Genomic DNA, 25,544 nt, shown 5'->3' with positions numbered 1-25,544 from the left:
AGATATCGACGGCCCCTCGTCTCCCCTGCTGCGACCTCGGCACGAGCGGCTCAAGCCTGAAATGGCCGGAATGCGCGTGAAGAGTTCTCGCCCGTGAACGTGAGTGGCGCTCGGCAAAGCCCAGTTTTAGCCCAAACTGAGCCGACATTTCGGGCACGAGGCCTCCTCGGTTTGGACTAAAACTGGGAGATGGCGAGGTCACGTCCACGACGGGGGCCACTGCTGGACCTCGTGCACCTGGGAGTTGGTTCGGGCGTTCTCGGGTTGAGGCCGGGTTCGTGGGGTTAGGGTTTGGCGTTGGTCTTGTTGTTGGGTGGGAAGTCGGTGGGATGAGGGCTTTGTCGTCGGGCGGGGTGGCTGCGGCCTGCTGCGGGCGGAGGACGGGGTTCTGCGGATGACCCAGCCTCCGATGCCTCCGCAGTGGCAACCTCCGCAGTGGCAGCCCCAGCAGTGGCAGCAGCCTCCGCCGCCTGGGCAGGTGCCGGCTTCGTGGATTCCGTTCGAGGAGCGGCCGACCGGACCGATCCCCCGGATCCCGCAGCACGCACCGCCGCCTCCGCAGCGGAGCAACACCGGGCTCGTCGTCGCCCTCGTGCTGGCAGCGGTGGCCCTGTTCGGGTTCGGGACCGTCGGAGCGGTCGCCCTCTCCGAGTCGTCCCACCAGGCCGAGGAGCCGGTCGCGCCCAGCGGACCGCCGATCTCGACGAGCACGAGCGCGAGCGAAACCACCTCCGAGACCTCCACTTCAGCGCCCACCTCGACCTCCAGCTCCACCTCGGAGGCGTCCACGAACGCGGTGCCGGTGCTCAAGCTCGGGGACAACCCGCTCAACGTCGACGGGAACGGGGCCGTCACCACCTCCTGCTCGCTCCCGGCGTTCTCCACCGACGTGGCCTCGCAGGACGCCTTCTACCAAGCCGTGCTGCCGTGCCTGGTGCGAGCGTGGGAACCGGCGCTGCAGGAGGCCGGGCTGCCCACCGACACGCCGCGCGTCGTCACCACCGGCGACGACATCAACACGCCCTGCGGGTTGCGGACCTGGGACCAGACCGCGCTGTACTGCCCGCAGGACAACACCATCTACATGACCGCGCGCTACTACTCCGAAGTCGAGGGCCGATCCGACGCCGGGGTGTTCCTCGGGCAGCTCGCGCACGAGTTCGGCCATGCGCTGCAACGGCTCTCGGGCATCAACGGCGCCTACGGCAACGCCTCCGCGAGCGTCGGCGGCACGTCCCCGGCCGGGCTCGAACTCACCCGCCGCTCCGAGCTCCAGGCGACCTGCTTCGAGGGCATGTCGCTGGCCGCCTTCCAGAACGGCGGGGTGAGCAACGACCTCATCTTCCCCGCGCTCCGGGACTCGGCCGGTCGCGGTGACGAGAACAGCAACACCCAGGACCACGGCAGCATCGAGACCAACTCGCGCTGGGTCGAGCAGGGGTTCACGAAGAACCGGATCACCGAGTGCAACACCTGGCTCTCGTCCCCGAGCGACGTGGACTAGGAGCTGTTGATGAATTGCTTTGCGTGGCGGTGCGGGTAGCGGAACCTGAGCGCCTTCGTGGACTCCGTGCGCCGCTCCTGATGTATGCCAATACAGGGCGTCGGCGGCGTACTCGCCACGAAGGCGCTGGCGAACCCGCGGCGGTGCAGGCTGAGTCCCACACCTGAAACAGCGGCTCCGCCGCATACCTCAACAGTTCCTAGCGGCGGCCGAGCAGGATTCCGAAGCCTCCGCCGGCCACTGCGGCGAGCGTCATCAGGACGATGTTGGTGCGCCAGGCGAGGGCGTCGAGCTCGGACACCTCGCTCTTGGCCGGGGTGACGCGCAGGTCCTCCGCCGCGCGGGCGGGAACCATGACTTCGAGGCGCTGGCCGCGGGTGTGCCCGCAGCCGTCGAAGGTGGCGCGCCGGGTCTGCCCGTCGATCGTCACCTCCACGACGTCACCTGCCGCGCGGGGACCGCACGGGCGCGGCTCGACGACGACGGCCGTCGCCCGGCGCTCGGCGACCTGCGACTGCCCGGACGCCGTGACCAGCGGCCACACCGTCAAGCCGGCCACCAGGACGCCGAGAACGCCCAGGACGAGCAGGATCGACGCCACCGAGGCCGAACCGCGCGCGCTTCCCACAACACCGATAGTCCCAGAAACCCGTAACTGGATCGGGTGATACCCGGGGTCGGAAGATCACGTTTGCGGCGGACTCACCTTGCGCACGTAGAGAAGCCGGTCACCGGCCTCGATCGCGTCCGCTTGCGGAGCGTCCACCCGGTAGAGCTCGCCGTCGCGGACCACGCCCAGAACTATGTCCGTCAGGTGCCGCGGCGAGCCGCCGACCTCCTGGCGTTCCACCTCGCGCTCGGCGATCGCCAGACCCACCTCGGGGCTGAGCAGGTCCTCGAACATCTCCACCACCGAGGGCGTCGACGTGGCCATGCCGAGCAGGCGGCCCGCCGTCTCGCTGGAGACCACCACCGAATCCGCGCCCGACTGGCGCAGCAGGTGCACGTTCTCCGCTTCCCGGACGGCGGCGACGATCTGCGCCTTCGGGGCGAGTTCCCGGGCGGTCAGGGTCACCAGCACGGCGGTGTCGTCGCGGGCGGGGGCGATCACGATCGCGCGGGCGCGCGGCAGGCCCGCCACGCGCAGCACGTCCGAGCGGGTACCGGAACCGTTGACCGTCACCAGGCCCTGCGCGGACGCCGACTCCAGCGACGCGCGGTCGGTGTCGACCACGACGATGCGGCCCGGATCGGCGCCTTCGCCGAGCAGTGCGGTGACCGCGGAACGTCCCTTGGTTCCGTATCCGATGACGACCACGTGGTCGCGCACCTTGGACCTCCAGCGTTGGATCTTGAAAGCTTGCCGCGAACGCTCGGTGAGCACTTCCAGTGTCGTACCGACCAGCACGATCAGGAACAGCACGCGAAGCGGAGTGATGACCAGCACGTTCACCAGTCGTGCCTTGTCGGAGACCGGGGTGATGTCGCCGTAGCCGGTCGTCGACAGCGACACCGTCGCGTAGTACACGACGTCGAGCACGCTGAGCTCGCCGCCCGCCGAGTCCCTGTAGCCGTCGCGGCCGATGTAGACGATGGCGACGGTGGCGGCCAGCGCGACCAGCGCGCCGAGGATGCGCCGGACGATCGAGCGCACCGGACTCGTCGCGGTCCCCGGCATCCGGATGACACCGGTGAGCGCGTGATCGGGCCTGGTGCTCAGCTCTTCTTCGGCTTGGTGCCTGCCGAACAACTGGCTGGGACCTCGATTCATGAGTCGTGCTCCCCGACGTTGTGACCACTCACGGCGTTGAACACTAACCGCTCCGCACAACCGGAAGATGACCGCCCGGAATTGTGGCGAATCAATGGGGAAACACCATCCCGGATTCAGCGTCCGGGCGTTTACCATGCGATCGTGCAGCAGCTTCAGCACGCGGCCCGCGCTCTCGGCTGGGACGGGAAACTAGTACCGGATGTCGACGTGCTCGGCACGCGGTTCACGGCGGTGGCCAGCATTCGCCAGGACGTCCATCAATGGCGCGTGCACAACGGGTGGGGGCCCGAGCTCAACCCGGCGTGGTTCAAGGCGTGGTCGGAGCCCGAGCACCACGACCAGCTGCCGGTGGCGGCCGTCGACCTCATCGGGATCCTCGTGCCGGTGTCCAAGCCGTCCCGAGCGCTGCGCGCCTGCGGGATGCTGCTGACGCTCGCGCCGTGCGCGGTCGTCCTCCCCGGGGACCACCGCTACGACGCCCTGTCCATGCTGGAGCTGGACTACTACGGAGCCGGCGCCGTCACCACCGGGCCCGGGGACGCCGCCCAGCTGGTGATCGCCCCGGAGAACCGCGCCGCCGAGTTCGGCTCGTCGATGTTCGGCCGCTGGCTCCTCGAAGTCCTCTACTCCAAACTCCTCGAACACCCCCAGCTGACCGAGAACGCCTGAACCGCTCTCGGCCGAGAAGTGTTCCAGCGCGGAACTCGAAAAACGGCGATAGCCGTCGTCTCAGGTGTGGGAATCAACTGGCACCGCCGCGGGTTCTCAGCGGTTTTCTGGGGAGGACGCCACGACGCCGATGTCCACCCCCGGGGTAAGCGGAAAACATCAGGAGTGGCGCCCGGCCCCAGACGGTTGCTGAGGTTCCGCTACCCGCACCGCTGAGCAATGCGAGAAACCGGCGAGATCAGGCCAGGGCGTATTCGTGCCAGTTGAGCCCTTCTTGGTTCCAGCGCATCCCCCGGCCTTCCTGGAGGACTCGCATGGCCTGGACGGTGTGCGGCCAGCGGCGGATGACGTTGGCCAGCGCCACCGGGGTCATCATGTCGACGGTGCGCCGGTGGTCGCCCGGGCCGAGCATCGCGATGCCGCCCGGGGTGTTGATGATGTCGGCGAGCGGGCGCTGCCCGGACAGCGCGGTCTGCTCAACGCTGATGATCGTGTGCGGCTGCAGTTCCGCGGGCCAGCTCTGGCGGTCGATGTCGCCTGCGACGGGCTGCTCGCAGCTGCCGCACTCGCACACGAACTCGCTCGCCCAGCCGTGCTGCCGCCAGGACCAGATGACCGCGCTGCCCGCGTCGAGGTCGGACAGCGCTGCGACGTGCGGCCAGGCGCCCACGACGGCGTGCAGCTTGGTCTGCTTGGACTCCCGACCCGTGGCAGCCGGGCCTTCGAAGGTCCAGGTGCCCTCATCGTCGCGGTGGACCCGCACCAGAGGGGCGCGCATGGCGAGAACTTCGGTGTCCACGCGCACTGCGGATTCCGGCGGAGTGGTGAGCTTCCAGTCGGTGTTCATCGCGGGCATAGTCGGTCGCCGCGCACTCCGAACTCAAGCTCCACCACCCGAACGTGTAAATCTTCAGCTGTTCTTCGGGACCGCGGTGATGAGCTCCCGCAAGCCTTCCGCATCGCGGAGATCAGCTGGTCGGAGCGTGTGGTCGTGGCGGACGTAGTGGAAGGCCGCGCGGACCTTCTCCAGCGGCGTCTTCGACAGTTCCGCCCAGGCCAACCGGTAGGAGGCGAGCTGGACCGACAGCGACGGGATCTGGTCCCCGTTGGGGACTCCGCCGGTCTTCCAGTCGACGACGGTCCAGCCGCCGTCGGGATCGGCGAAGACGGCGTCCATCCGGCCGCGCAGCACGATCCCCTCGACCTGCGTCTCGAAGGGCACCTCGACCCGGTGCGGCGTCCGATCGGCCCAGGTGCCGCGCAGGAACGCTTCCTGCAGCTCGGCGAGGTCCTCGTGCATCGGGGCCGAATCGTCGGCCGCGCCGGGCAGCTCATCGACGTCGAGCAGCGCCGAGGAGGTGAAGCGGTGCTCCAGCCAAGCGTGGAACGCGGTTCCCCTGCGGGTCATCGGGTTCGGCGGGTACGGCAGCGGACGGCGCAGCCTGCGGGCCAGCGCGTCGGTGTCGCCCGCGAGCTCCACGAGCTGGCTCACCGACAGGTGGTTCGGCAGCGCGACCTGTTCCCGGCGTTGCGCGGCGGCGGCTCGTTCGGCGAGCAGGACGTCGACGTCGCGCGCCCAGCCGTCGGGGTCGTCCTCGGCCTCGGGCGGTTGCGCGTTGTTCATGGCTGAGCGCACGAGGTCCGCCCCTTCGGCGACGGCGGCGCGGCGCGGGCCGAGCGGATCGACGGGCCACTCCGCGGAGCGGACCTCGTCGGCCAGCGGGTTCTCGGCGTCCTCGTCGGGCGCCGGGCACCACTCGTCGATGACGCCGACGCGGTCGTCGTGCACGACCTGCGCGGTCTCGGTCAGGAAGTCCGAGGGCCCCTTCGGGCGGTCGCCGTTCTCGCCCCACCAGTGCCCGGACAGCAGCAGGGTGCGCTCGGAGCGCGTCACGGCCACGTAGAACAGGCGGCGCTCTTCGGCGAGTCGGCGCTCCTCGAACTCCTCGTCGTGGATGCTCAGCGCTTCGCCCAGCTCCTTGCGGTCCAACCCGTGGAGCCGATCGACGTCGAGCTTCGGCAGGTCGGGAGCGTCGCCGCGCAGCTCCGCAGGCAGCGAGGTGACCGACCGCAGCCACGACGAGGACTTCCGCTTGCCCGGGAAGACGTCGTTGACCAGGTGCGGAACGGCCACGACCTGCCACTCCAAGCCCTTGGCCGCGTGCACGGTGAGGATCTGGACGCGGTCGTCGGCGACCTCGACCTCACCCGGTTCCAGACCGTCCTCGGCGCGTTCGGCGGCGGCGAAGTAGTCCAGCAGCGACGGCAGCGTCGCCGACGGGCTGGCGGTAGTGAACGAGGTGACGACATCGGCGAAGGCGTCCAGGTGGATGCGGCCGACACCGCCTGGGCGGGCGAGGCTTTCGATGTCCAGCAGCAGCGTCCGCTCGGCGTCGGCGACGAGCTCGGGCAGCGGCTGGTCGAGTCGCCGCCGCAGCGCGGCCAGCTCGCCGCCGAGCCTGCGGATGCGGTCGTAGCCGTGCTCGGAGTAGCGCTCGGGTGATCCGGGGTCGTCCAGCGCGTCTGCCAGCCCGGCCTGCTCGGCGTTCTCGCCGGGCATCGCCGCCTGGACCACGGCCGAGGGGTCGTCGGACTCCGGTTCGCCGAAGAACTGGGCGCCCAGTTCCCGCGCCCGCTCCCACAGCGCTGCGAGGTCGGCGGCGCCGATCCGCCAGCGCGAGCCGGTCAGCAGCCGGGCGGCCGCGGTGCCGGCGAGCGGGTCGACGAGCAGCCGCAGCGCGCTGACCAGGTCGCGCACCTCCGGCTCGTCCAGCAGACCGCCGAGCCCGACGACCTCCACCGGTAGCCCGCGTTCCCGCAGCGCCACCGCGATGTCGGCCATGTCGGCGCGGCGGCGGACCAGCACCGCCGCGGTCGGCGGGCGGCCCGTCTCGTCCAGCGAGGCCTGCCAGTGGGCGTGGATCCGGTCGGCCACCCACTCGCGCTCGGCTCGGACGTGCTCGGCCAGCAGCACCCGGATGTCGCCGTCCTCGGCGCCCTCGCGCGCGCGCAGCTCCTCGACCTCCAGGCCGATCTTGCGCAGCGGCTCGGAGACGACGTTGGCGACCCGCAGCACTTCCTCGGGATTGCGGAAGCTGGTCAGCAGTCCGTAGCGGTGCGCGGGCGCGAGGTGGTCGACCTCGGTGCGCGGGAAATCCGTGGTGAAGCGGGGCAGGTTCGCCGCGCTCGCGCCGCGCCAACCGTAGATCGCCTGGGCGGGGTCGCCCACCGAGGTCACCGGCAGGGAAGCGGAATCCCCGCCGAACAGCGAGCGCAGCAGGACGCGCTGGGCGTGCCCGGTGTCCTGGTACTCGTCGAGCAGCACCGCGCCGTAGCGGGCGCGCTCACCTTCGACGACCTCCGGGTGACCGGCGGCGAGGTGGGCCGCCAGAGACATCTGGTCGGCGAAGTCCATCGCGCCCTCGCGCCGCTTGCGCTGCGCGTACTCCTCGACCAGCGGCAGCATGGCGACCCGGAGCCGTTGCGCGGCAACGACCTTCACCAGGTCTTGCGGGAGGTTGGCGCGCTGCCCCTTGGCGCGCGGGGCGTTCTCCAGCGCCTCGCACAGCTTTTCGGCGTGCACCCGCAGATCGTCCGGGCTCACCAGGTGTTCGGCGATCTCGCCTGCCAGCGACAGCAGGTAACCGGTGACGGTCGCGGGCACCTTGTCGGTGTCGAGGTCCTCGGTCCAGGTCGCCACCACGCGGTGCGCGAGCTGCCAGGAGGCGGTCGCGGTGAGCAGCCGCGCGCCGGGCTCGACCGGGACGCGCAGTCCGTGCTCACCGACGATGCGCCCGGCGTAGGCGTGGTAGGTCAGCACGGTCGGTTCTTCGGTGAGCACCGCCGAGCGCAGCTGCCCGCTCGGATCGACCTCGTCGAGCAGCCCCGACCCGGCGAGCCTGCGCAGCCGGGCGCGGACCCGATCGGCGAGCTGGCGAGCGGCCTTGCGGGTGAAGGTCAGACCCAGCACCCGCTCGGGCGTGACCAGCTGGTTCGCCACGAGCCACACGACCCGCGCGGCCATCGTCTCGGTCTTGCCCGCGCCGGCACCGGCCACGACCAGCGCCGGTTCCGGCGGTGCCGCGATCACCTCGGCCTGCTCGGGCGTGGGCTGGTGCAGGCCCAAAGCCTGGGCGACGCGCTGCGGACTGATCACTGCGAGACCTGCCTGCCTGCGGGGTGCACCGGGCAGCTGGTCCGCGCCGGGCAGCGCGGGCAGTCGGTGTTCTCACTGGCCACGTACGCGGGCCCGAGGCTGGACTCCGCCGCGCTGTGCACGACGTCGAGCCACACCTTGATCTTCTCCTGGTCGAGCGGTTCCTGCGCGCGTTCGGTCGCGGATCCCTTGCGGTCGGACTTCGCGACGTAGAGCAGCCGGGCGCCACCGGGCTCGTCCTCGTCGCCGAAAGCGCCGAGCGCGGCCGCCAGCTGGTACACCGCCAGCTGCGGGTGCTCTTCGGCATCGCCCTTGCTGACCGGCGCTTTCGCGGTCTTGACGTCGATCACGACCGGACGGCCGTCCGCGTCGGTTTCGAGCCGGTCGACGCGGCCGCGCAGCCGCAGCCACGGGCCGCCCTCGCGTCCCTGCACGGTGACGTCGAGGTCGCGCTCCACGCCGACCTGGGTGAGTTCGGCGCGGGACTGGACGAGCCAGACCACGAAGGCGTTGAGCATGCCCTCGACGCGCTTCCGCTCCTTGCGGGAGAACCACGGCGCCCCGGCGTCGATGGTCTGCCACGCCTCGTCCAGCGCTTGGTGCAGCTGCGTGGTGTCGGCGCCGTCAGCGGCCGCCTGCACCAGGGCGTGCACGAGAGTTCCTGTGACGACGGCGAGTTCGGCCGTGTCCTGCCCGCCGTTGCGCTCCACGAGCCAGCGCAGCGGGCACTTCGCCAGGATGTCCACCGTGGAGGGCGAGACCTTGACCGGGTCGTCACCGGTGATCAGCGGTGCGTCGGTGGACGGCTCGGGCAGGCCGTACCAGGTTCCGGGGTCCGCCCCCGGGACGCCGTCGGCCGCGAGGCGGGCCAGCTGCGCGGCAGCGCGGCGCTTGCGCTCCTCGGGCTCGTCGGCGTCGCACACCACCCGGCGCAGTTCGCCGACGAGGTCGGCCAGCGTGAGACCCCGCTCGGGACGGGCGATCGGGCGCTCGGCCGAATCCGGGTCGCTCTCCACGCCGTCGAGCTCGTCGAGGAACCGGGACGGCTGCTCGTCCTCGCCGCGCACCGCGCTGACCAGCAGACTCCGCCGGGCTCGGCTCGCGGCGACCAGCAGCAGCCGGCGTTCCTCGGCCAGCAGGGGCGCCGTCGCCGACACCCGTTCCGCGGTCATCCCGGACAGCACGTCCACCAGGTGCTCCACGCCCAGCAGCGACCCGCGCAGCCGCAGGTCCGGCCAACTCCCCTCCTGCACACCGGGAACCGCCACGACGTCCCACTCCTGCCCGGTCGCCGCGTGGGCGGTGAGGATCTGCACCGCGTTGTCGCGGGGAGCGGTCGGGGCCAGCGAGGAACCGGCGATCTGCTGGTCGGTGAGGTAATCGGCGAAACCGGCCGCGTCGTTGCCCGGTGATCGGTCGACGAACTGGGCGGCGGCGTCGAACAGCGCCACGATCGCGTCCAGGTCGCGGTCGGCCTGCGCACCGGAGATGCCGTGGCGCTCGGACTGGGCGACCCAGCGCTTCTCCAGACCGGAGGCCTTCCACACCCGCCACAGGGTTTCCTCGACGGACTGGCCCTTGTCCGCCGACTCCCGCGCGGTGCGCAGCAGGGAAGCGACCCGGCGAGCCGGTTCGGCCGCGGAGTCCTCCAGCGCCGCGAGCCGGTCGCCCTCGGTCAGCACCTCGACCAGCAGCTCACCGCTGGGACGACTTGCCCCGGACGCCGATTCGAGCCGGAGCAGACCGCGCCGCAACCGGCGCAGCGCGAGCGGGTCCGCCCCACCGAGCTGGGACGACAGCAGCAGCGCCGCGGCATCGGAATCGAGCTCGTGCGGGCGCACCGCGCAGCGCAGCAAGGTCAGCAGCGGGCGGACGGCGGCGCGCTGGGGCAGCGGCACGTCGTCCACGGGCAGCGCGATCGGCACTCCGGCGGCCAGCAGCGCGCGGCGCAGCACCGGCAGCGACCGGCCAGTCGAGCGGACCACCACGCCCATCCGCGACCAGGGGATCTCGTCGAGCAGGTGCGCCCGGCGGAGCTGGTCGGCGACCCACGCCGCCTCCTGCGCCTCGGTCGCCAGCAGCCGCACCTGCACCGAACCGCCCGCCGTCTCGTCCTCCTCGGACTGCGGCCCGGGCTCGACGAGGCGTCGCTGCGGACCGTGCCCCGGCAGTCGGGACGCCAAGCGCTGCACCGCTTCTCGGACCGACTTCGACATGCGGTGGTCGATCGTGAGCGCCGTGGTGCTGGTGCCGTCGGGGTCCGCGTCGAGCAGGCAGCGCGGGTCCGCGCCGCGGAAGGTGTAGACGGCCTGGTCGGGGTCGCCGGCCAGGACGAACTCGGTGGCCGTGTCGCCGAGGGTGCGGATCAGCTGGAACTGCTGCGGGTCCAGGTGCTGCGCGTCGTCGACCAGCACGTGCCGGACCCGGTCCTGCTCGGCCATGAGCAGGCTCGAATCGGTGGCGAACGCGAGCCGCGCCGAGCCGACCAGCTCCGCGGCATCCAGCGCGGCGGCCTGCGAACCTCCCGCTCCGCGCAGCAGCGTGACCTGCTCGTACTGCCTGCCGAAGCGACCGGCCGCGACCCACTCGGGACGGCCGTGCTCGCGCCCCAGCGCGATCAGCCGGTCCGGGTCGACGCCGCGTTCGGCCGCGCGCAGCAGCAGGTCCCGGAGCTCCTCGGCGAAACCGGGGACGGTCAGCGCGGGCTGCAGCGGCTCCGGCCAGTCCCGGGAACCCTGCTCGACGTCGCCTTCGAGGAGTTCGCGGACCAGCGCGTCCTGGTCCGGGCCGTTGAGCAGCTGCGGCGGCGGGAGCTCGTCGCGCACGGCCTGCAGGCGCAGCACGGCGAACGCGTAGGAGTGCACGGTGCGCACCAGCGGCTCCGCGGCGGTGCGCACGTCCTCGCCGGATCCGGTAAGCAACCGCGTGATCTCGGTGCGCATCCACGAGGCCGCGCGACGGCTGGAGGTCAGCACGAGGACGTTCTCCGGTGACACGCCCCGGTTTCGGATCCGGTCGGCGGCGATCTCGGCGATCAGCGTCGACTTGCCCGTTCCCGGACCGCCCAGCACGCGCAGGAAACCGAAGGAGTGCTCCAGCGCCCGGCGACCCGCTTCGTCCCAGGTCGTGGCGCGGCGCGCGGTTCCGGCGCGGCGCACGAGCACGGGCGAAGTCGCAGGAGGCACGCACCGAATGGAACCACGTCTACCGGACAAGATCGGCTCTGGGCACGCCGGGATGTGCCCGAGTTCTCCGTGATTCCCAACTGTGAATGTGGGATCGCGCTCCGGCGTTTGGTGGTACAAACCAATTTTGCGCTCTGGCAGATTTCCTTCCATCGCAGGCCTCCCCCGCCTGTGACCTGCGAATTCGCGCAGTCCCCCGATCGCGCGACGCACACCCCGAAGGAGGAAGCGTGAGCAAGATCCGCAAGAGCCTGCTCGCCGGCGCCGCCGTCCTCGGCACGTTGGCCATCGGAGCCGCCCCCGCGCTCAGCGCCGAAGAGCCCAGCGCGGCCACGAGCCCGGTCGCCGCCTCGCCCTACCTGTACAACGGCTGGGGCAGCCCGCCCGCGCCCGCCGACGTCATGAACGCGACCGGCATCAAGGACTTCACCCTCGCCTTCATCAATTCAGACGGCGGCTGCAACCCCGCGTGGGACGGCCAGCGCCCGCTCGACGGCCAGGACAAGGCCACCATCGACGCGATCCGCGGCGCCGGCGGCGACGTGATCCCGTCCATCGGCGGCTACTCCGGCACCAAGCTCGGCGAGGTGTGCGGCGACGCCCAGCAGCTGGCCGCGGCCTACCAGAAGCTGATCGACGCCTACGGCCTCAAGGCCATCGACGTCGACATCGAGGCCACCGAGTTCGAGAACCAGGCCTCGCGCGACAAGGTCGTCGAGGCGCTGAAGATCACCAAGGAGGCCAACGAGGGCCTGCTGACCGTGGTCACCTTCCCGACCACGACCACCGGCCCGAACGAGAACGGCAAGGCGATGTTCGCGAAGGCCGCCGAGATCGGCGCGAACATCGACGTCTGGACGCAGATGCCGTTCGACTTCAACGGTTCCGACATGGCCGCCGACACCATCGCCGCGACCGAAGGGCTCAAGGAAGCCCTGAAGTCGAGCTTCGGCTACGAGGACGCCGACGCCTACGCGCACTCCGGCATCTCGTCGATGAACGGCAAGACCGACGTCGAGGGCGAGATCGTCGACCAGGCCGCGTTCCAGAAGATGGCGGACTACGCCAAGGAGAAGAGCCTCGGCCGCTTCACCTTCTGGTCGGTCAACCGCGACCGCCCGTGCAGCGGCGGTGCCGCCGACTCCTGCAGCGGCATCGAGCAGCAGGACTGGGACTTCTCCAAGATCGTCGCCGGCTTCCAGGGCTGACACCCCGCTCGACGACGGCCCGCTCTCCCCCGGAGGGCGGGGCGTCTCGTGCTTCGGGGCAGTTTTGGTCCGAACTGTCCGGACAAATGGGATTTTGATCATGGACGGTTCGGACCAAAACTGCCCCAGGCCCCGTCCCCGGAAGACACCCCCGCCTCCCCAGCGCTCGACGCGGTAACTTCGGGGTGTGGATGAGGAGACGTTCGAGCGGGTGCGGGCCGTGGTCGCGTCGATCCCGCCCGGGCGGGTGCTGTCCTACGGCGATGTCGCCGAGCTCGCCGGGCTCCGGTCCGCGCGTCTCGTCGGCAAGATCATGTCCGAGGACACCGCCGACCTGCCCTGGTACCGCGTCTTGCGCTCCAACGGGACCGTCGCCGACCACCTCCGCCACCACCAGCTCGAACTCCTCCGCGCTGAAGGCGTCCAGGCCCAGGACGGACGGGTGAACATGCGCCACTACCGCTGGAGCAGGTGACCCGCGGACCCGCGCAGTGCCAGGTCGAGGCCGCTTCGCGGGGTGCGCCCTCCAGTTCGCGCGAAGTTTTCATGCAAACTTCGAAGGACTCAGGCCCCCGAGGTGCGGCTGGGCAACTCCTGCTCGACCAGGCGGACCAGGGCGGCTGTGCGGGCTCGGTCCGGGATTTCGTGGGGCAGGCCGGCTTTGGCGATGGGGGCTGCGGTGACCGGGCCGACGCAGGCGATGAAGACGCCGTCGCGCAGGGCTTCTCGAAGCGCGTCACCCCGGTCCGTGGCATCGGCCCTGGCCAGGAAGTTGGTAGCCGCGGGCGCGCTGGTGAACGGCAGCGCGTCGACCTCACCGGCGATGACGGCGTCGATCAGGCGATCCAGCGGGTCCAGGTCGACCGGATCCGTCCAGCGGTAGACCGCGACCGGCACCACCTCGGCCCCGGCCTCGGTGAGTTCGCGGCGGAAATCGAGCATCGGGTCGCCGTGGACCTGCAGCACGACGCGCTTGCCCGCCACACCCCGTTCCAGCAGGTAGGTGAGGATCTCGGCGGATTCCTCCGACGGCGAGGTCCACTCCTCGCGGAGCCCCGCCCCGCGCACCGCTCCCTTGGCCTTGGCTCCTCGCGCGACCACCCGCGCACCGCTGAGGTGCTCCACCAAGGCGTCGCCGGCGGCCTCCACCCAGCCGCGGAAACCCACGCCGGTGATCGCCACGGCGAAGTCCACCGGAGCGGAGAGCACGCGTTCGGTGGCGGTGGCGAGCTCGCCGTCCTCGGGCAGGGGAACCGTGTGCATCGCGGCACCGAACAGCACGCGTGCGCCCCTGCGGGACAGCAGGCTCCCGATCTCCTCGGCCTTGCGCTCCGCAGTGACACCGACCGTGAACCCGCTCAGAACGTCCTGCACGCGCCCATCGTCACACAGCGAGCGAGCGCCGACCGAGGCCGACCAGGTCAGAGAACTTCGAGCACCATCTGCGAGGCGCGTTCCAAACCGGTCAGCGTCTTGGCGTTGGAGCGCGGGTGCAGCGCGTGCACCGAGAGCCGGAACAGCAAGGCGCGCAACAGGGCCTGCGGCCAGTCGGTCAGGTGCGACCAGCGCTCCACGATGGCCGGATCCGCTCCGCCCCAGGCCAGCGAATCCACGACCACCACGGCCGCGGCCCACTCGGCGGGCCGCCAGTAGGCGTTGAAGTCGATCACGCCGGGCGAGGCGTCGCCGGCGAAGAGCACGTTGCCGAACAGGTCGCCGTGCACCACCTGCGGTTGCAGCTGCACCTGGCGCCGCGAACCGGCCAGCACGTCGTAGAGACGACCGCCCTTCTCCTGCGGCAGCACGTAGTCCTCTTCGCCCCAGGCCATCCGGTCGGCCAGCGCGTAGATGTCCTGGCGCAGCTGGAGGAACCTCGGGCGGGCCACGTACCTGCTCGCGGCGTGCAGCCGCAGCGACATGGCCACGACCTCGTCGTGGCGCGGTTCGGGACGGCCCATGACATCGCGGCTCGCCGACCAGCCGGACACCACCCAGCGCCCGTCCGTCGAGCGCACCGGGCGCGAGATCCGGACGTCGTCGGGTTCCAGCACGTCGAGGGTCTGCGCGACCCACGCGGCCTCCGCGGTGTTGGCCGCGGGCTTGAGCACGATCTCGCCGCAACGCCAGGCGACCGCGCCGTCCAGGGCCTCGGGCTCTTCGACTCGCGCCCCGAACGCCGCGCACACGTGCGGCGGTGGCGGCTCCGGCGTAGCACTCACGCGGCAGACGCTACCTCGAAGATCGGCGATTGGGCAGCAGGCACTCCGCATCTACGCAAAAGCGGTGCGCCGGTCGGAAAACCGGCGCACCGCCCTCGATGACTGCGATCAGTAGGTCGGCAGGCTCTTGTCGACCTGGTTGGCCCAGCCCAGGACACCGCCGCCGACGTGCACGGCGTCGGCGAAACCGGCCTTGTGCAGCGCCGCCAGCGCCTCCGCGGAACGGCCGCCGGACTTGCAGTGCAGGACGATCTGGCGGTCCTGCGGCAGTTCGGACAGCGCGTCACCGGAGAGGATGCGGTCCTTCGGGATGAGCTTCGAGCCGTCGATCTTGACGATCTCGTACTCGTGCGGCTCGCGGACGTCGATCAGCTCGAACTTGTCGCCGCGATCGAACTTCTCCTTGAGCTCCTGCGGGGTGATCGTCGAGTTCACCGCCGCCTGCTGCGCGTCGTCGGAGACCGCACCGCAGAACGCCTCGTAGTCGATCAGCCCCTCGATCGGCTCGCCGTTCGGGTCCTTGCGGATCTTGACGGTGCGGTAGCTCATCTCCAGCGCGTCGTAGATCATCAGCCGGCCCAGCAGGGTCTCACCGATACCGGTGATCAGCTTGATGGCCTCGTTGACCATGATCGAACCGATGGAGGCGCACAGCACGCCCAGCACACCGCCCTCGGCGCAGGACGGCACCATGCCGGGCGGCGGCGGCTCGGGGTAGAGGTCGCGGTACTGCGGCCCGTGCTCGGCCCAGAACACGCTGGCCTGGCCCTCGAAGCGGAAGATCGAGCCCCACACGTACGGCTTGCCCGACAGCACCGCGGCGTCGTTGACCAGGTACCGGGTGGCGAAGTTGTCCGTGCCGTCCAGGATCAGGTCGTAGTCGCGGAAGATGTCGAGGGCGTTGTCCGAGGTCAGGTGCGTCTTGTGCAGGTTGACCTGGACGTAGGGGTTGACCTCGGCGATCGAGTCCTTCGCCGAGTCCGCCTTGGAGCGGCCCAGGTCGGACTGACCGTGGATGATCTGGCGGTGCAGGTTCGACTCGTCGACCTCGTCGAACTCGACGATGCCGAGCGTGCCGACGCCCGCGGCGGCCAAGTACAGAAGCGCCGGGCTACCGAGCCCGCCGGCGCCGACCACCAGGACCTTGGCGTTCTTCAGCCGCTTCTGCCCGTCCATCCCGACGTCCGGGATGATCAGGTGGCGGCTGTAGCGCGCGACCTCTTCCTTGGTCAGCTCCGACGCCGGCTCGACCAGCGGCGGTAGCGACGTTGCGCCGGACATTCCCAGCTCCTCCTCTGGTGGCGGCACCGCTCGCTGCGAGAGCGGCCGGTGCCTCAAAAGCGTCCTCGTGTTCCCAACGGGTAACACGGAATCTGCAACGCAAGCCTGAACGATCCGATTCCCCAACCCAAACTACTCCCAGCATCCGGGACGGGCGGGAGGCCGCTGTTGGGTTGGTGGGGGTGGGGAAGTTTTCATGAAAACTTCCCCACCCCACCCACCCAACCCCAGCTACGGGCACGGGTCAGAAGCCGGGCGCGACCGGGAAGGGCCAGGCGTTCGGGCGGCAGACGAACCCGTCGGAGTCGATCGAGGTGCCCTGGTCGGCGACCTGGTTGAGGTCGTGCAGCTCGTTGTTGGCGACGCTGAACGTCTGCTGCATCATCACCGGCGCCAGCGCTCCCTGACCGGGGCAGCCGACGTGCTTGTTGCCGAAGACGTGGCCGACCTCGTGGTTGATGGCGTAGCGGCGGTAGTTGCCGATGTCACCTTCGAACGAGACAGCGCCGCGCACCCAGCGAGCCGCGTTGAGGTAGACCATGTCGCCCTTGCGGCACGAGCTGTCGTAGGGCACGCCGTCGGTGTAGTCGCAGGCTTCTCGGGCCGTCTGCTGGCTGACCAGGATCACCCGGAAGTCCGGCTGACCGGTGTTCGCGTCGACGCGCTGCAGCGAGATGCCGCCCGCCTGCGGATTCGTCCAGCTGCGCGGATCCGACAGCGTCGACTGCACGAGGTTGCCGAACTCGGCGTTCGGGTCCGGCAGGTTCACGCCGACCTCGACCTCCACGCTGTAGCGGTAGAGCTGTCCCGCGCCCACGACCGGCGAGGAGCCGGGCAGCACCTGGAAGGTGCGGGCACCGGTCTCCGGGACCGGTCCGCCCGGCGGCAGGTCGGCGGAGAACATGTTGACCGGGTAGGTCTGGCTCGGCGGCGCCTCGCGCACGACCGGCTCGCCGGGTCCCTGCTCGGCGATCGGCGGCGGTCCGGTCAACGCCGCGTTGACGTCGCCCGGTCGCACGGTCTGCAGGACGGCGAGAGCCGTGATGGCCACCAGCAGGGGCAGCGCGTAGACCCGCCAGCCGTACCGCCCCAGAACGCTCTTGCGGTGCCGGGCCCGGTACTGGCCCTCCGGCTTCTCCGGGGTCCAGGACGCGGCGAGCGGCTCGTCGCCGGGGGCCTCGCCGCGCTTGCGGGGGCGGTCCGCGAGCCCACGGGACTCACGCGCGGAATGATCCGCCGGATGGCGGTCTTCCGCGGGGTCGCGGGAGGGCTGCGGCGGGCGGGTCACCCCACTAGCCTGCCACAGCCCGACCAGCCAACTCCGTCACACCGACCACTCGGGGTGAGCGGCGCGGAAAAGATCACCCTTGTTGCGTAAGCAGTCGTTTCGGCCCGCCGGCTCCGGTGCGGGTGGCGTCCGATCACCAGGTGCTGGAGAGGGCCAGTCCCAGGACCGCGCGGGCCACCATCGCGGGCCTCTCCATCTGGGCGACGTGGCCGGTGCGCGGCAGCACGAGCAGCCGTCCGCGCGGGAGCAGAGTCGCCGTGCGTGGTGCCTTGCGGACCGAAACCACCCGATCGTTGTCACCCCAAATCACCAGAGCAGGGGTGTCGACCCGGGGCAGCAGCCGCCACAGCGACCGCGAGGGCGCGACCACCCACGAACGCATCAGCTCGACCGTGGTCGTGGCCAGCGCGGCAGTCGCCCACGGCAGCGCCGCCCGCTCGGCGAACTCCTCGGCCGCCTCGTCCAGGCGGTGCGGCGGGACGCGGTCCGGCTCGGCGAAGCACACCCGGAGCAGCTGCTCGGCGCGCTCCCTGGGGGTGACGTCGGCGAGCCGTCGGCGGGTGGGCGGCCCGATCACCGGCAGCAACGCCAGCGCCAGGCGCGGGTCGGAGATCCGCTTCGGGCTCGGCCGCAGGTCCGGCATCGCCGGGGAGATCAGCGTGAGCGTGTTGACCAGGTCGGGCCGGCGCGCGGCGACCTCGACGGCCACGGCCGCGCCGAAGGAGTTGCCGGTCAGGTGCACCGCACCGGCACCCAGTTCGGCCAGCAGCCGGATGATCAGGTCGGCGTTCTCCTGACGCGTGTAGCCGAAACCGGCCGGAGGCCGGGAGCGGCCGAACCCGGGCAGATCGACGGCGACGCTGCGCAGGGTGCCCGAGAGCTGCGCCGAGAGGTCCGTCCAGTTCGTCGACGACCCGGCGAGCCCGTGCAGGTGAACAGCGGTCTCCGCGCCGGGCGGCCCGGCCGTCTCGCGCACGTGCACCCGAGCGGCAGCGCACCCCGGCCCCGCGGGCAGCTCGACCTGCCTGCCTTCCGGCGGACGCAGGTGGAGGTCCAGCTCCGCCAGGCCGTCGACCAGCGGCACCCGGGTCAGGGCGTCGCGATCCAGCCGGTTCCGCCGGGCCGCCCGGAGCAGGTTCAGGTCGGTCGCACGCGTCGTCATCGGTACAGGATGCAGCCCGAACCGGGCGGATTGCGGTAGGCGCCTTTACTGGCGAGTAGAGTCGGGGAAGTTTGGGGGCTGCATGGCCACCGATCGCGGCGGAAGGAAGAGGCGAGGATGACCGGGACCGCGCAGCCGAACAAGGGAATCCGGTTGCCCCGCGACGCGCGACGAGCGCAGCTGCTCGAAGCGGCGCAGTACGTGTTCGTGCACAACGGCTACCACGCTGCGGCGATGGACGACATCGCCGAGCGCGCCGGAGTCAGCAAACCGGTCCTCTACCAGCACTTCCCCGGCAAGCTCGAGCTCTACCTGGCCCTGCTGGAGACCCACGGCAACGAGCTGGTCCGCCGGGTCCGCAAGGCGATCGAGTCGACCACGGACAACAAGCTCCGGGTCCGCGCCGCGATCGGCGCCTTCTACGAGTTCGTGGCCAGCGAGGACCAGGCCTTCCGGTTGGTGTTCGAGTCCGACCTGCGCGGTGAGCCCGCGGTCGAGAAGGCCGTCGAGAGCTCCAACTCGGGCTGCATCGACGCGATCACCGACGCCGTCACGGCCGACGCCGGCCTCGACGCCGACCGCGCCCGCCTGCTGGCGGTGGGCCTCGTCGGCCTCGCCCAGGTCACCGCCCGGGACTGGCTCGACGAGACGCAGAAGATCCCCCGCGACGATGCCATCAACCTGATTTCGACCCTCGCCTGGAAGGGGCTCGCGGGCTTCCCGCTCCAGAACCCCTGACGCGCCCTACAGGAGGGTGGCGATCCGGGTCGTGATCTCGGCGGTGCGCTCCAGCGGCAGCATGTGGCCTGCGCCCGGGTAGAGGTAGAACCGGGCGTTCGGCAGGGCCCGGGCGATCTTGTCCGCGTGCTCCTTGGGCGTCAGCCGGTCCGAGAGGCCGGCGAGGATCAGCGTGGGGACCTCGTCGAGCCTGGCCAGCGCCTCGGCCCTCTCGTGCACCGCGAGCGATTCCCGGTAGGCGGCCATGTTCTTCGGGTGGCAGGTGGCCAGCCAGGACGCCGTCGCGGCGACGTCCTCGCTAGCGGGCTGATCGCCGAACAGCAGCCACCGGACGCCGGGGCGCAGCCAGGCCGAAGCGCCGCTGACCCGCTCGGCCCCGGATTTCGCCAGGTAGCGGCGCAGCACCCGCTCGCCGGCGTTGAACACGTCCGAACCCCGCTGGGGCAGGCCGAAGCTGGGAGCGGCCAGGTCCCCCGACGAGGTCGCCACGAGCGCCACACCGCGAACGCGGTCGAACACCTGCGGGTGCTGCTCGGCGAGCGCCATGATCGTCATGCCGCCCATCGAGTGCCCCGCGAGCACGATCGGCCCGTCCGGAACCCGGTCTGCGATGATCTCCGCGAGATCGTCCGCGCACCGCGCGATGGTGGCCTCGCCCGGCTCGGCCGGTCGGCTGGCTCCGTGGCCGCGCAGGTCGAAGCGCAGGGTGCGCACGTTGTGCCCGGCCGCCGCGGGCAACCCGGCGGCGATGCGGTCCCAGCTGTGCTTGCTCAGCGTCCAGCCGTGCACGAACAGCACGGTGACCGGGGCGTCCGCCGGCCCCTCGTCGACCAGCCGCAGCTGCGCGCCGTCGCTGGTGATGAACTCGGGGCGAGTGACCGTCTGCAAATGGAGCTCCAGGAATTTGCCTGTTACCTGCAGTAACAGTAACCTCAGGTAGCGTGAGTCACGGTTCCCGACATGTCAAGGCCGCCCGGCACGACGAGCACAAGGGCGACGCCCGCAAGGAGCGATGGCGGGAGCACCGCCTGGCCCGGCGCGCCGAACTCGTCCAGGCGGCTGTCCGCGCCATCGGCGAGCACGGCGCCGAGGTCGGCATGGACGACATCGCGGCCGAGGCCGGCGTCAGCAAGCCCGTGCTCTACCGGCACTTCAGCGACAAGAGCGACCTCTACGTGGCCGTCGGCGAGTGGGGCACCAACCTGCTGATGGAGCGGCTCGCACCGCTGTTCCGGATCAACGGCTCCGCCAACGAGCTCATCCGCCGGCTGCTGGGGGCCTACCTGAGCGTCATCGAGGAGTACCCGGACCTCTACCGGTTCGTCGTGCAGCGCAACTTCACCGACCGGCCGGTCGCCAGCGACCCGGTGTCCAACGAGAAGACCGTCATCGCCAACTCGCTGGCCCGGCTGCTCGGCCGCTACATGCGCGCGCTGGGGCTGGACTCCGGCGGTATCGAGGTGTGGAGCCACGGCCTGGTCGGGCTGGTGCAGGCCAGCGGCGACTGGTGGCTGGACCGCCAGACGATGAGCCGCGACGACCTCATCACCTACCTGACGCAGGTCATCTGGTCGGCCATCGACGGCGTGCTGCGCTCGGCAGGTCTGGTCCTCGATCCCGACGAGAACCTCGACCTCATCGACGACACGCACCTGGAGGCCGACGCGGACCAGGAACGGGCCTGAACGCATCGAGGGGCACCCCGGATCGCTCCGGGATGCCCCTCGCACAGCTCGAATCCGGGTGTCAGCCGACTCCGAAGCCCACCCGCGGCACGTCGCCCGGTCCGATCTCGACGTAGGCGATCTTGCTCGACGGAACGATGATGCGCCGCCCCTTGCTGTCGTCCAGCGCCAGCACGCTCGCGTCGTTCTTCAGCGCGTCGGAGACCAGCGACTCGATCTCCTGCGGGGACTGTCCGCTGTCGACCGTCAGCTCGCGCGGACTGTCCACGACGCCGATCTTGACCTCCACGCCGAACCTCCGTAGGGCACTAGAAACGATGTGACGGGCCAAGGCTATCCCAGCCACCCCACGAGGCACGGGATCTGCCCATTCGCTCAGAGCGAATGGGCACCGCCCGGGATTTCGAGGCGCACCGGGAGCCCCGTCGCCGGGTCACCGCCGCAGCACCGCACCCGGTCCCAGTTTTAGTCCAAACTGAGCGGACATTTCGGGCACGAAGGGCCCTCGGTTTGGACTAAAACTGGGACCTGCCGCGGAGAGGTGTCCGGGTGGGGTCAGCCCAGGCCGAGTTGGCCCATGCGCTTGGTGTGGTTGCTCTGGAGGCGGCGGAACATGGCGCCGATGCCGGTGAGGTCCCCGGAGCCGGTGATGATCAGCTCGGAGAGCGCGTCGCGCTCGGCGACCACGTACTGGGCCTGGGTGATCGCCTCGCCGAGCAGCCGCCGCCCCCACAGCGTGAGCTTGTCGCGCAGCGAGCGGTCGTCCGCGCAGGCCGCCTGGACCTCGCGCTCGGCGAACGCGGAGTGCCCGGTGTCGGCCAGCACCGTGAGGACCAGCTCGCGGGTGCCCGGGTCCAGCCACTCGGCGACCTCGCGGTAGAAGTCCGCGGCGAGGCCGTCACCCACGTAGGCCTTGACCAGTGATTCCAGCCACGAGTGCGGCGCGGTGGAGGAGTTGAACGCCTCGAAGGGGTCGGCGAAGGGCTCCATCGCCTGGTCGACCTTGACCCCGCGAGCGGCCAGCGCCTGCTCCAGCATCCGGTAGTGGCCGATCTCCGCCGCCGCCATGCTCGACAGCGCGGCCCGGCCGGTCAGCGTCGGAGCGGTGCGCGCGTCCTCGGCCAGCCGGTCGAACGCAGACAGCTCGCCGTAGGCCAGGGCCGCGAGCAGGTCGACGACCCCTTCTTGGTAACGCTCGTCACTTTCACCCGGCATCGTGGCGCGCTGGTCAGCCTCGTTCATGGCTGCGAGCGTAACCGTCGGCACGCCCGAGTTATACGCGCCACGTCAGTTTTGGCTTCAGAACAGGTATCCTGGCGCTCGGAGGAGCAATCGGCGTCCTGACGGCGCGGTGGAACACCGTGGGGTCGGCTCCCCGAACGTCACGATCCGGGCGACGGGCGCCCGAGCGGGACGGCCCCGGACAAGCCGGCGCGACGCGGCTCGAGCGAACGGCTCGACGACCTTGGCGCGCATGCGATGCCGATGACACACAACGACCCAGCCAGCGGGTATTCGCCGCTGTAGCGAAACGAAGGCGCGCACCATTACGTCGGTGACCACGAGCACTCCGAGCAGCCGCGACCACGCGGCCGCCGTGTGCCGGGAGGACGTCGCCACGGGATCGGCCCGAACCGGGAGGAACGCGCGCAGGTACCGAGAGAGGCGATCATTCTGACGTTCACCAACAGCCAGGCCCCCGACGGCCTCGAAGATCAGACCGGGGGCGGCACCCCCGACATCTCCACCAGCGACGCCCCCGAGGCCGCTCAGGAGCACCTCCCGCCGACGTTCGCGGAGCTCGACGTCCACCCGGACATCGTCAAGGCGCTCAACGACGGCGGCATCGAGCGGACCTTCGCCATCCAGGAGCTGACGCTCCCGCTGGCGATGCGCGGCGAAGACCTCATCGGCCAGGCCCGCACGGGTACCGGCAAGACCCTCGGCTTCGGCGTCCCGATCCTGCACCGCGTGGGCGGTGCCGGCGACGGCACCCCGCAGGCCCTGATCGTGGTCCCGACCCGGGAGCTGTGCCTGCAGGTCACCCGCGACCTCACCGACGCGAGCAAGCACCTGGGCGTGCGCACCCTCGCCGTCTACGGCGGTCGCCCCTACGAGGAGCAGATCTCCGCGCTGCGCAACGGCGTCGACGTGGTCATCGGCACCCCGGGACGCCTGCTGGACCTGGCCGAACAGCGCCACCTGGTGCTCGGCAAGGTCTCCGCCCTGGTGCTCGACGAGGCCGACGAGATGCTCGACCTGGGCTTCCTCCCCGACATCGAGCGGATCTTGCGGATGGTCCCCGAGCAGCGCCAGACGATGCTGTTCTCGGCGACCATGCCCGGCCCGATCCTGACCCTCGCCCGCACCTTCATGACCCGCCCGACGCACATCCGCGCCGAGCAGGCCGATGAGGGCGCGGTGCACGAGCGCACCCGCCAGTTCATCTACCGGGCGCACTCGATGGACAAGTCCGAGCTGATCGCCAAGGCGCTGCAGGCCGAGGGCCGCGGCCTGGCGATGATCTTCAGCCGGACCAAGCGGCAGGCGCAGAAGCTGGCCGACGAGCTCACCGAGCGAGGCTTCGCCGCCGGTGCCGTGCACGGCGACCTGGGCCAGGGCGCCCGGGAGAAGGCGCTGCGCGCGTTCCGCTCCGGCAAGGTCGACATCCTCGTCGCCACCGACGTCGCGGCGCGCGGCATCGACGTGGCCGGCGTGTCGCACGTGATCAACCTGCAGTGCCCGGACGACGAGAAGACCTACGTCCACCGCATCGGCCGCACCGGCCGCGCGGGTCGCGAGGGCGTGGCGATCACGCTGGTCGACTGGGACGAGGAACCGCGCTGGAAGATGATCAGCGACACCCTCGGGCTGGACAAGCCGGAGCCGGTCGAGACCTACTCCACCTCGGCGCACCTGTTCGCCGACCTGGGCATCCCGACCGACGTGACCGGACGGCTGCCGCTGGCCAAGCGCACCCGCGAGGGCCTCGACGCCGAGCCGGAGGGCGAGTCGGGCGAGGCCAAGCGCCCGCGCCGCAACCGCCGCCGCACCCGCGGGGGCAAGGACGCGGCCGGTGGCGAGGCCGGCAACGGCGCCCGCCACGACTCCGACGCCGAAACCCGCCCGACCCGGCGCCGCAACCGCCGCCGCACGCGCGGGGGCGACGAGGTCAACGCCGAGGTCGGCGCCCAGCAGTCGGAGAACCCGGCCGCCGCCGAGTCCGGCTCGGCCGACGCCGGTGACCGTCCGCGCCGCCGTCGTCGCCGCCGCGGCGGCCGCGGTGGTGGTGGCGGGGAGGGCTCCTCGGAGTCCACCGACAACGGCTGACCTGCGAACACCCTGAGATCTCGACCTCCCCGGAGGTCGAGATCTCTTCGTGTCGGGCCCGTTTTCGCGCCGGGTAAGCTCCGGCGTGGAGCAGTCGATTGCTTGGGGAGTTGGTTTGGTCCGGCCGGAGCGGCGCACGCGAGGCGACCTGGCCGCGGTCGCGGTGATCGTGGCCGCCGCCCTCATCGGCTCGGTCGTGCTGTGGCTCAACAGCGACGCGCGAGCGACCGTCTCGGAAACCGCCGCCGAGCCGCTGCCTAAGCCACCGGCCGCCACCTCGGTGCCCGCGACCTTGCACGAGGTCTGGCGGGCTCCGAGCACGGCGACCCAGGTCCCGGTGATCGCGCCGCCCGCGGTGGTCACCGGCGCAGGCCAGGAGGTCGTCGGCCACGACCCCATGACCGGGCGGATCGCCTGGCGCTACGCGCGCGACCTCCCGCTGTGCACGATCGGCACCGAGTGGGACCGGGCCATCGCGGTCTTCGGCAAGTCGCACAACTGCAGCGAGGTGACCTCGCTGCAGGGCACGACCGGGGAGCGAGGCCCGCAGCGCAACACCGACGCGGAGTTCGGCACCCGGCTGCTCGGCGACGGCACCTACCTGACCGCCACGGGCACCCGCTCCTTCGAGACCTGGCGCTCGGATCTGGTGCGCACCCAGCAGTTCGGCATCCCGCCGCAGCTGAAGAACCCCGAGAACAACATGGAGCGCCCCCGCTGCACCTACTCCTCGATCGCGGTCGGGGACGGGCGGATCGGCGCCGTCGAGAACTGCCCCGGCGAGACCGGCCGGATCACCGCGATCAAGGCCCACCCGAAGGACGACGAGAAGCCCGACCAGGTCTTCAGCGTCTCCCTCGGCAGCCGGGACGCGTCGGTCGTGGCGGTGACCGACGAGCGGGTCGCCGTGATCATGCGTGACAGCGGGCAGCTGATGCTGTTCGACAACTCGGGACGGGTGGTGGCCACCTACCCGGTCCGCACCGGCCCGGACGCGGGCACCGACAACGTGCGCGTCGAGAGCACCGCCATCGGCAGCCGCGTCTACTGGCACACCGGCGTGGACACGATCGCGCTGGACGAGAAGAACCTCACGCCGCTGTGGACCAGCCCCGACACGCTCGGAGCCGGGACCTCGCTGGCCGACCGGCTGGTCGTGCCGGTACGAGAGGGCCTGGCCGTCCTCGACCCGGCGACCGGAGCACGGGAGCGCACGATCCCGGTGGATCGCGGGGGCCACACCGGCCCGGTGCGGCTGAACTCGACAGGCCTGGTCGTCCTGGAGCAGCGCGGCGACACCCTGGTGGCACTCCGCTGATCGCGGGGCCGCGAGGCCCGATCAGCG

General features: G+C 71.0%; 21 protein-coding genes. 8 read left to right on the top strand and 13 right to left on the bottom strand.

Going from position 1 to position 25,544, the window contains the following annotated elements; genetic code table 11:
• The first annotated feature begins 394 nt into the window (after nucleotides 1-394).
• On the top strand, nucleotides 395-1,504 hold the full coding sequence (locus ACYVF3_RS01595; RefSeq protein WP_461152498.1) for a neutral zinc metallopeptidase: 1,110 nt from the start codon (nucleotides 395-397) through the stop codon (nucleotides 1,502-1,504).
• A 199-nt stretch (nucleotides 1,505-1,703) separates the two neighbouring features.
• Here ACYVF3_RS01595 and ACYVF3_RS01590 read toward each other — a convergent pair whose 3' ends face one another.
• Entirely contained in the window at nucleotides 1,704-2,132 is a 429-nt protein-coding gene (locus tag ACYVF3_RS01590; RefSeq protein WP_461152497.1) for a hypothetical protein, read from the bottom strand.
• 57 nt (nucleotides 2,133-2,189) lie between these two features.
• Nucleotides 2,190-3,275: a potassium channel family protein gene (locus ACYVF3_RS01585; protein ID WP_461152496.1), complete on the bottom strand. Its 1,086-nt coding sequence runs from the start codon at nucleotides 3,273-3,275 to the stop codon at nucleotides 2,190-2,192.
• Nucleotides 3,276-3,419: 144 nt separating this feature from the next.
• Between ACYVF3_RS01585 and ACYVF3_RS01580 the strand changes: the two genes are divergently transcribed.
• The gene (locus tag ACYVF3_RS01580; protein ID WP_461152495.1) at nucleotides 3,420-3,947 is read left to right on the top strand and encodes a hypothetical protein; all 528 of its coding nucleotides are present in this window, start codon (nucleotides 3,420-3,422) and stop codon (nucleotides 3,945-3,947) included.
• A gap of 238 nt (nucleotides 3,948-4,185) precedes the next feature.
• On the opposite strand, the gene ACYVF3_RS01575 is transcribed toward ACYVF3_RS01580, so the two are convergent.
• The 3 genes from ACYVF3_RS01575 to ACYVF3_RS01565 all read right to left on the bottom strand — a co-directional run bounded on the left by ACYVF3_RS01575 (nucleotide 4,186) and on the right by ACYVF3_RS01565 (nucleotide 11,288).
• The gene (locus tag ACYVF3_RS01575) at nucleotides 4,186-4,794 is read right to left on the bottom strand and encodes a hypothetical protein (protein ID WP_461152494.1); all 609 of its coding nucleotides are present in this window, start codon (nucleotides 4,792-4,794) and stop codon (nucleotides 4,186-4,188) included.
• Between the two features lie 63 nt (nucleotides 4,795-4,857).
• Nucleotides 4,858-8,103 (bottom strand): ATP-dependent helicase, encoded by a 3,246-nt coding sequence (locus ACYVF3_RS01570; protein WP_461152493.1) that lies wholly within the window; start codon nucleotides 8,101-8,103, stop codon nucleotides 4,858-4,860.
• Nucleotides 8,100-11,288, bottom strand: a complete 3,189-nt coding sequence (locus ACYVF3_RS01565; RefSeq protein ID WP_461152492.1) for an ATP-dependent helicase — start codon at nucleotides 11,286-11,288, stop codon at nucleotides 8,100-8,102. The genes ACYVF3_RS01570 and ACYVF3_RS01565 overlap by 4 nt, the downstream gene beginning before the upstream one ends.
• A gap of 230 nt (nucleotides 11,289-11,518) precedes the next feature.
• Between ACYVF3_RS01565 and ACYVF3_RS01560 the strand changes: the two genes are divergently transcribed.
• Entirely contained in the window at nucleotides 11,519-12,496 is a 978-nt protein-coding gene (locus ACYVF3_RS01560) for a chitinase (protein ID WP_461152491.1), read from the top strand.
• A gap of 187 nt (nucleotides 12,497-12,683) precedes the next feature.
• Complete coding sequence (locus tag ACYVF3_RS01555) at nucleotides 12,684-12,971, top strand: MGMT family protein (RefSeq protein WP_461152490.1); 288 nt, start codon at nucleotides 12,684-12,686, stop codon at nucleotides 12,969-12,971.
• 89 nt (nucleotides 12,972-13,060) lie between these two features.
• Here ACYVF3_RS01555 and ACYVF3_RS01550 read toward each other — a convergent pair whose 3' ends face one another.
• From ACYVF3_RS01550 to ACYVF3_RS01530, 5 genes are all read right to left on the bottom strand, one after another.
• Complete coding sequence (locus ACYVF3_RS01550) at nucleotides 13,061-13,870, bottom strand: uroporphyrinogen-III synthase (protein ID WP_461152489.1); 810 nt, start codon at nucleotides 13,868-13,870, stop codon at nucleotides 13,061-13,063.
• A 47-nt stretch (nucleotides 13,871-13,917) separates the two neighbouring features.
• A complete protein-coding gene (locus tag ACYVF3_RS01545) occupies nucleotides 13,918-14,715 on the bottom strand; it encodes a TIGR02569 family protein (protein ID WP_246110498.1) in 798 nt (265 codons plus the stop codon).
• A gap of 108 nt (nucleotides 14,716-14,823) precedes the next feature.
• Complete coding sequence (moeZ, locus tag ACYVF3_RS01540) at nucleotides 14,824-15,996, bottom strand: adenylyltransferase/sulfurtransferase MoeZ (RefSeq protein WP_145742926.1); 1,173 nt, start codon at nucleotides 15,994-15,996, stop codon at nucleotides 14,824-14,826.
• Between the two features lie 244 nt (nucleotides 15,997-16,240).
• Nucleotides 16,241-17,284 (bottom strand): DUF3152 domain-containing protein, encoded by a 1,044-nt coding sequence (locus ACYVF3_RS01535; RefSeq protein WP_461152488.1) that lies wholly within the window; start codon nucleotides 17,282-17,284, stop codon nucleotides 16,241-16,243.
• A gap of 133 nt (nucleotides 17,285-17,417) precedes the next feature.
• Nucleotides 17,418-18,446 carry an alpha/beta fold hydrolase gene (locus ACYVF3_RS01530; protein WP_461152487.1) on the bottom strand — a complete coding sequence of 343 codons (1,029 nt, stop codon included), beginning with the start codon at nucleotides 18,444-18,446 and terminating at the stop codon, nucleotides 17,418-17,420.
• Nucleotides 18,447-18,563: 117 nt separating this feature from the next.
• Between ACYVF3_RS01530 and ACYVF3_RS01525 the strand changes: the two genes are divergently transcribed.
• On the top strand, nucleotides 18,564-19,184 hold the full coding sequence (locus ACYVF3_RS01525; RefSeq protein ID WP_461152486.1) for a TetR/AcrR family transcriptional regulator: 621 nt from the start codon (nucleotides 18,564-18,566) through the stop codon (nucleotides 19,182-19,184).
• Between the two features lie 6 nt (nucleotides 19,185-19,190).
• Here ACYVF3_RS01525 and ACYVF3_RS01520 read toward each other — a convergent pair whose 3' ends face one another.
• Complete coding sequence (locus ACYVF3_RS01520) at nucleotides 19,191-20,072, bottom strand: alpha/beta fold hydrolase (RefSeq protein WP_461152485.1); 882 nt, start codon at nucleotides 20,070-20,072, stop codon at nucleotides 19,191-19,193.
• Nucleotides 20,073-20,125: 53 nt separating this feature from the next.
• Between ACYVF3_RS01520 and ACYVF3_RS01515 the strand changes: the two genes are divergently transcribed.
• Nucleotides 20,126-20,869, top strand: coding sequence for a TetR/AcrR family transcriptional regulator (locus ACYVF3_RS01515; protein WP_461152484.1), 744 nt, complete (start codon nucleotides 20,126-20,128; stop codon nucleotides 20,867-20,869).
• Nucleotides 20,870-20,930: 61 nt separating this feature from the next.
• Here the strand turns inward: ACYVF3_RS01515 and ACYVF3_RS01510 are convergent, their stop codons facing one another.
• Nucleotides 20,931-21,158 carry a DUF3107 domain-containing protein gene (locus tag ACYVF3_RS01510; RefSeq protein ID WP_461152483.1) on the bottom strand — a complete coding sequence of 76 codons (228 nt, stop codon included), beginning with the start codon at nucleotides 21,156-21,158 and terminating at the stop codon, nucleotides 20,931-20,933.
• A gap of 266 nt (nucleotides 21,159-21,424) precedes the next feature.
• A complete protein-coding gene (locus ACYVF3_RS01505; RefSeq protein ID WP_461152482.1) occupies nucleotides 21,425-22,111 on the bottom strand; it encodes a ferritin-like fold-containing protein in 687 nt (228 codons plus the stop codon).
• A 498-nt stretch (nucleotides 22,112-22,609) separates the two neighbouring features.
• Here ACYVF3_RS01505 and ACYVF3_RS01500 point away from each other — a divergent pair, with 498 nt between their 5' ends.
• Complete coding sequence (locus ACYVF3_RS01500; protein ID WP_461152619.1) at nucleotides 22,610-24,199, top strand: DEAD/DEAH box helicase; 1,590 nt, start codon at nucleotides 22,610-22,612, stop codon at nucleotides 24,197-24,199.
• A 115-nt stretch (nucleotides 24,200-24,314) separates the two neighbouring features.
• Entirely contained in the window at nucleotides 24,315-25,517 is a 1,203-nt protein-coding gene (locus tag ACYVF3_RS01495) for an Rv3212 family protein (protein ID WP_461152481.1), read from the top strand.
• The last annotated feature ends 27 nt before the right edge of the window (nucleotides 25,518-25,544 follow it).

This window comes from Saccharopolyspora tripterygii, assembly GCF_054778355.1.
Note: the sequence above shows the minus strand (reverse complement) of the source record. Positions and strands in the feature narration are given on the sequence as shown.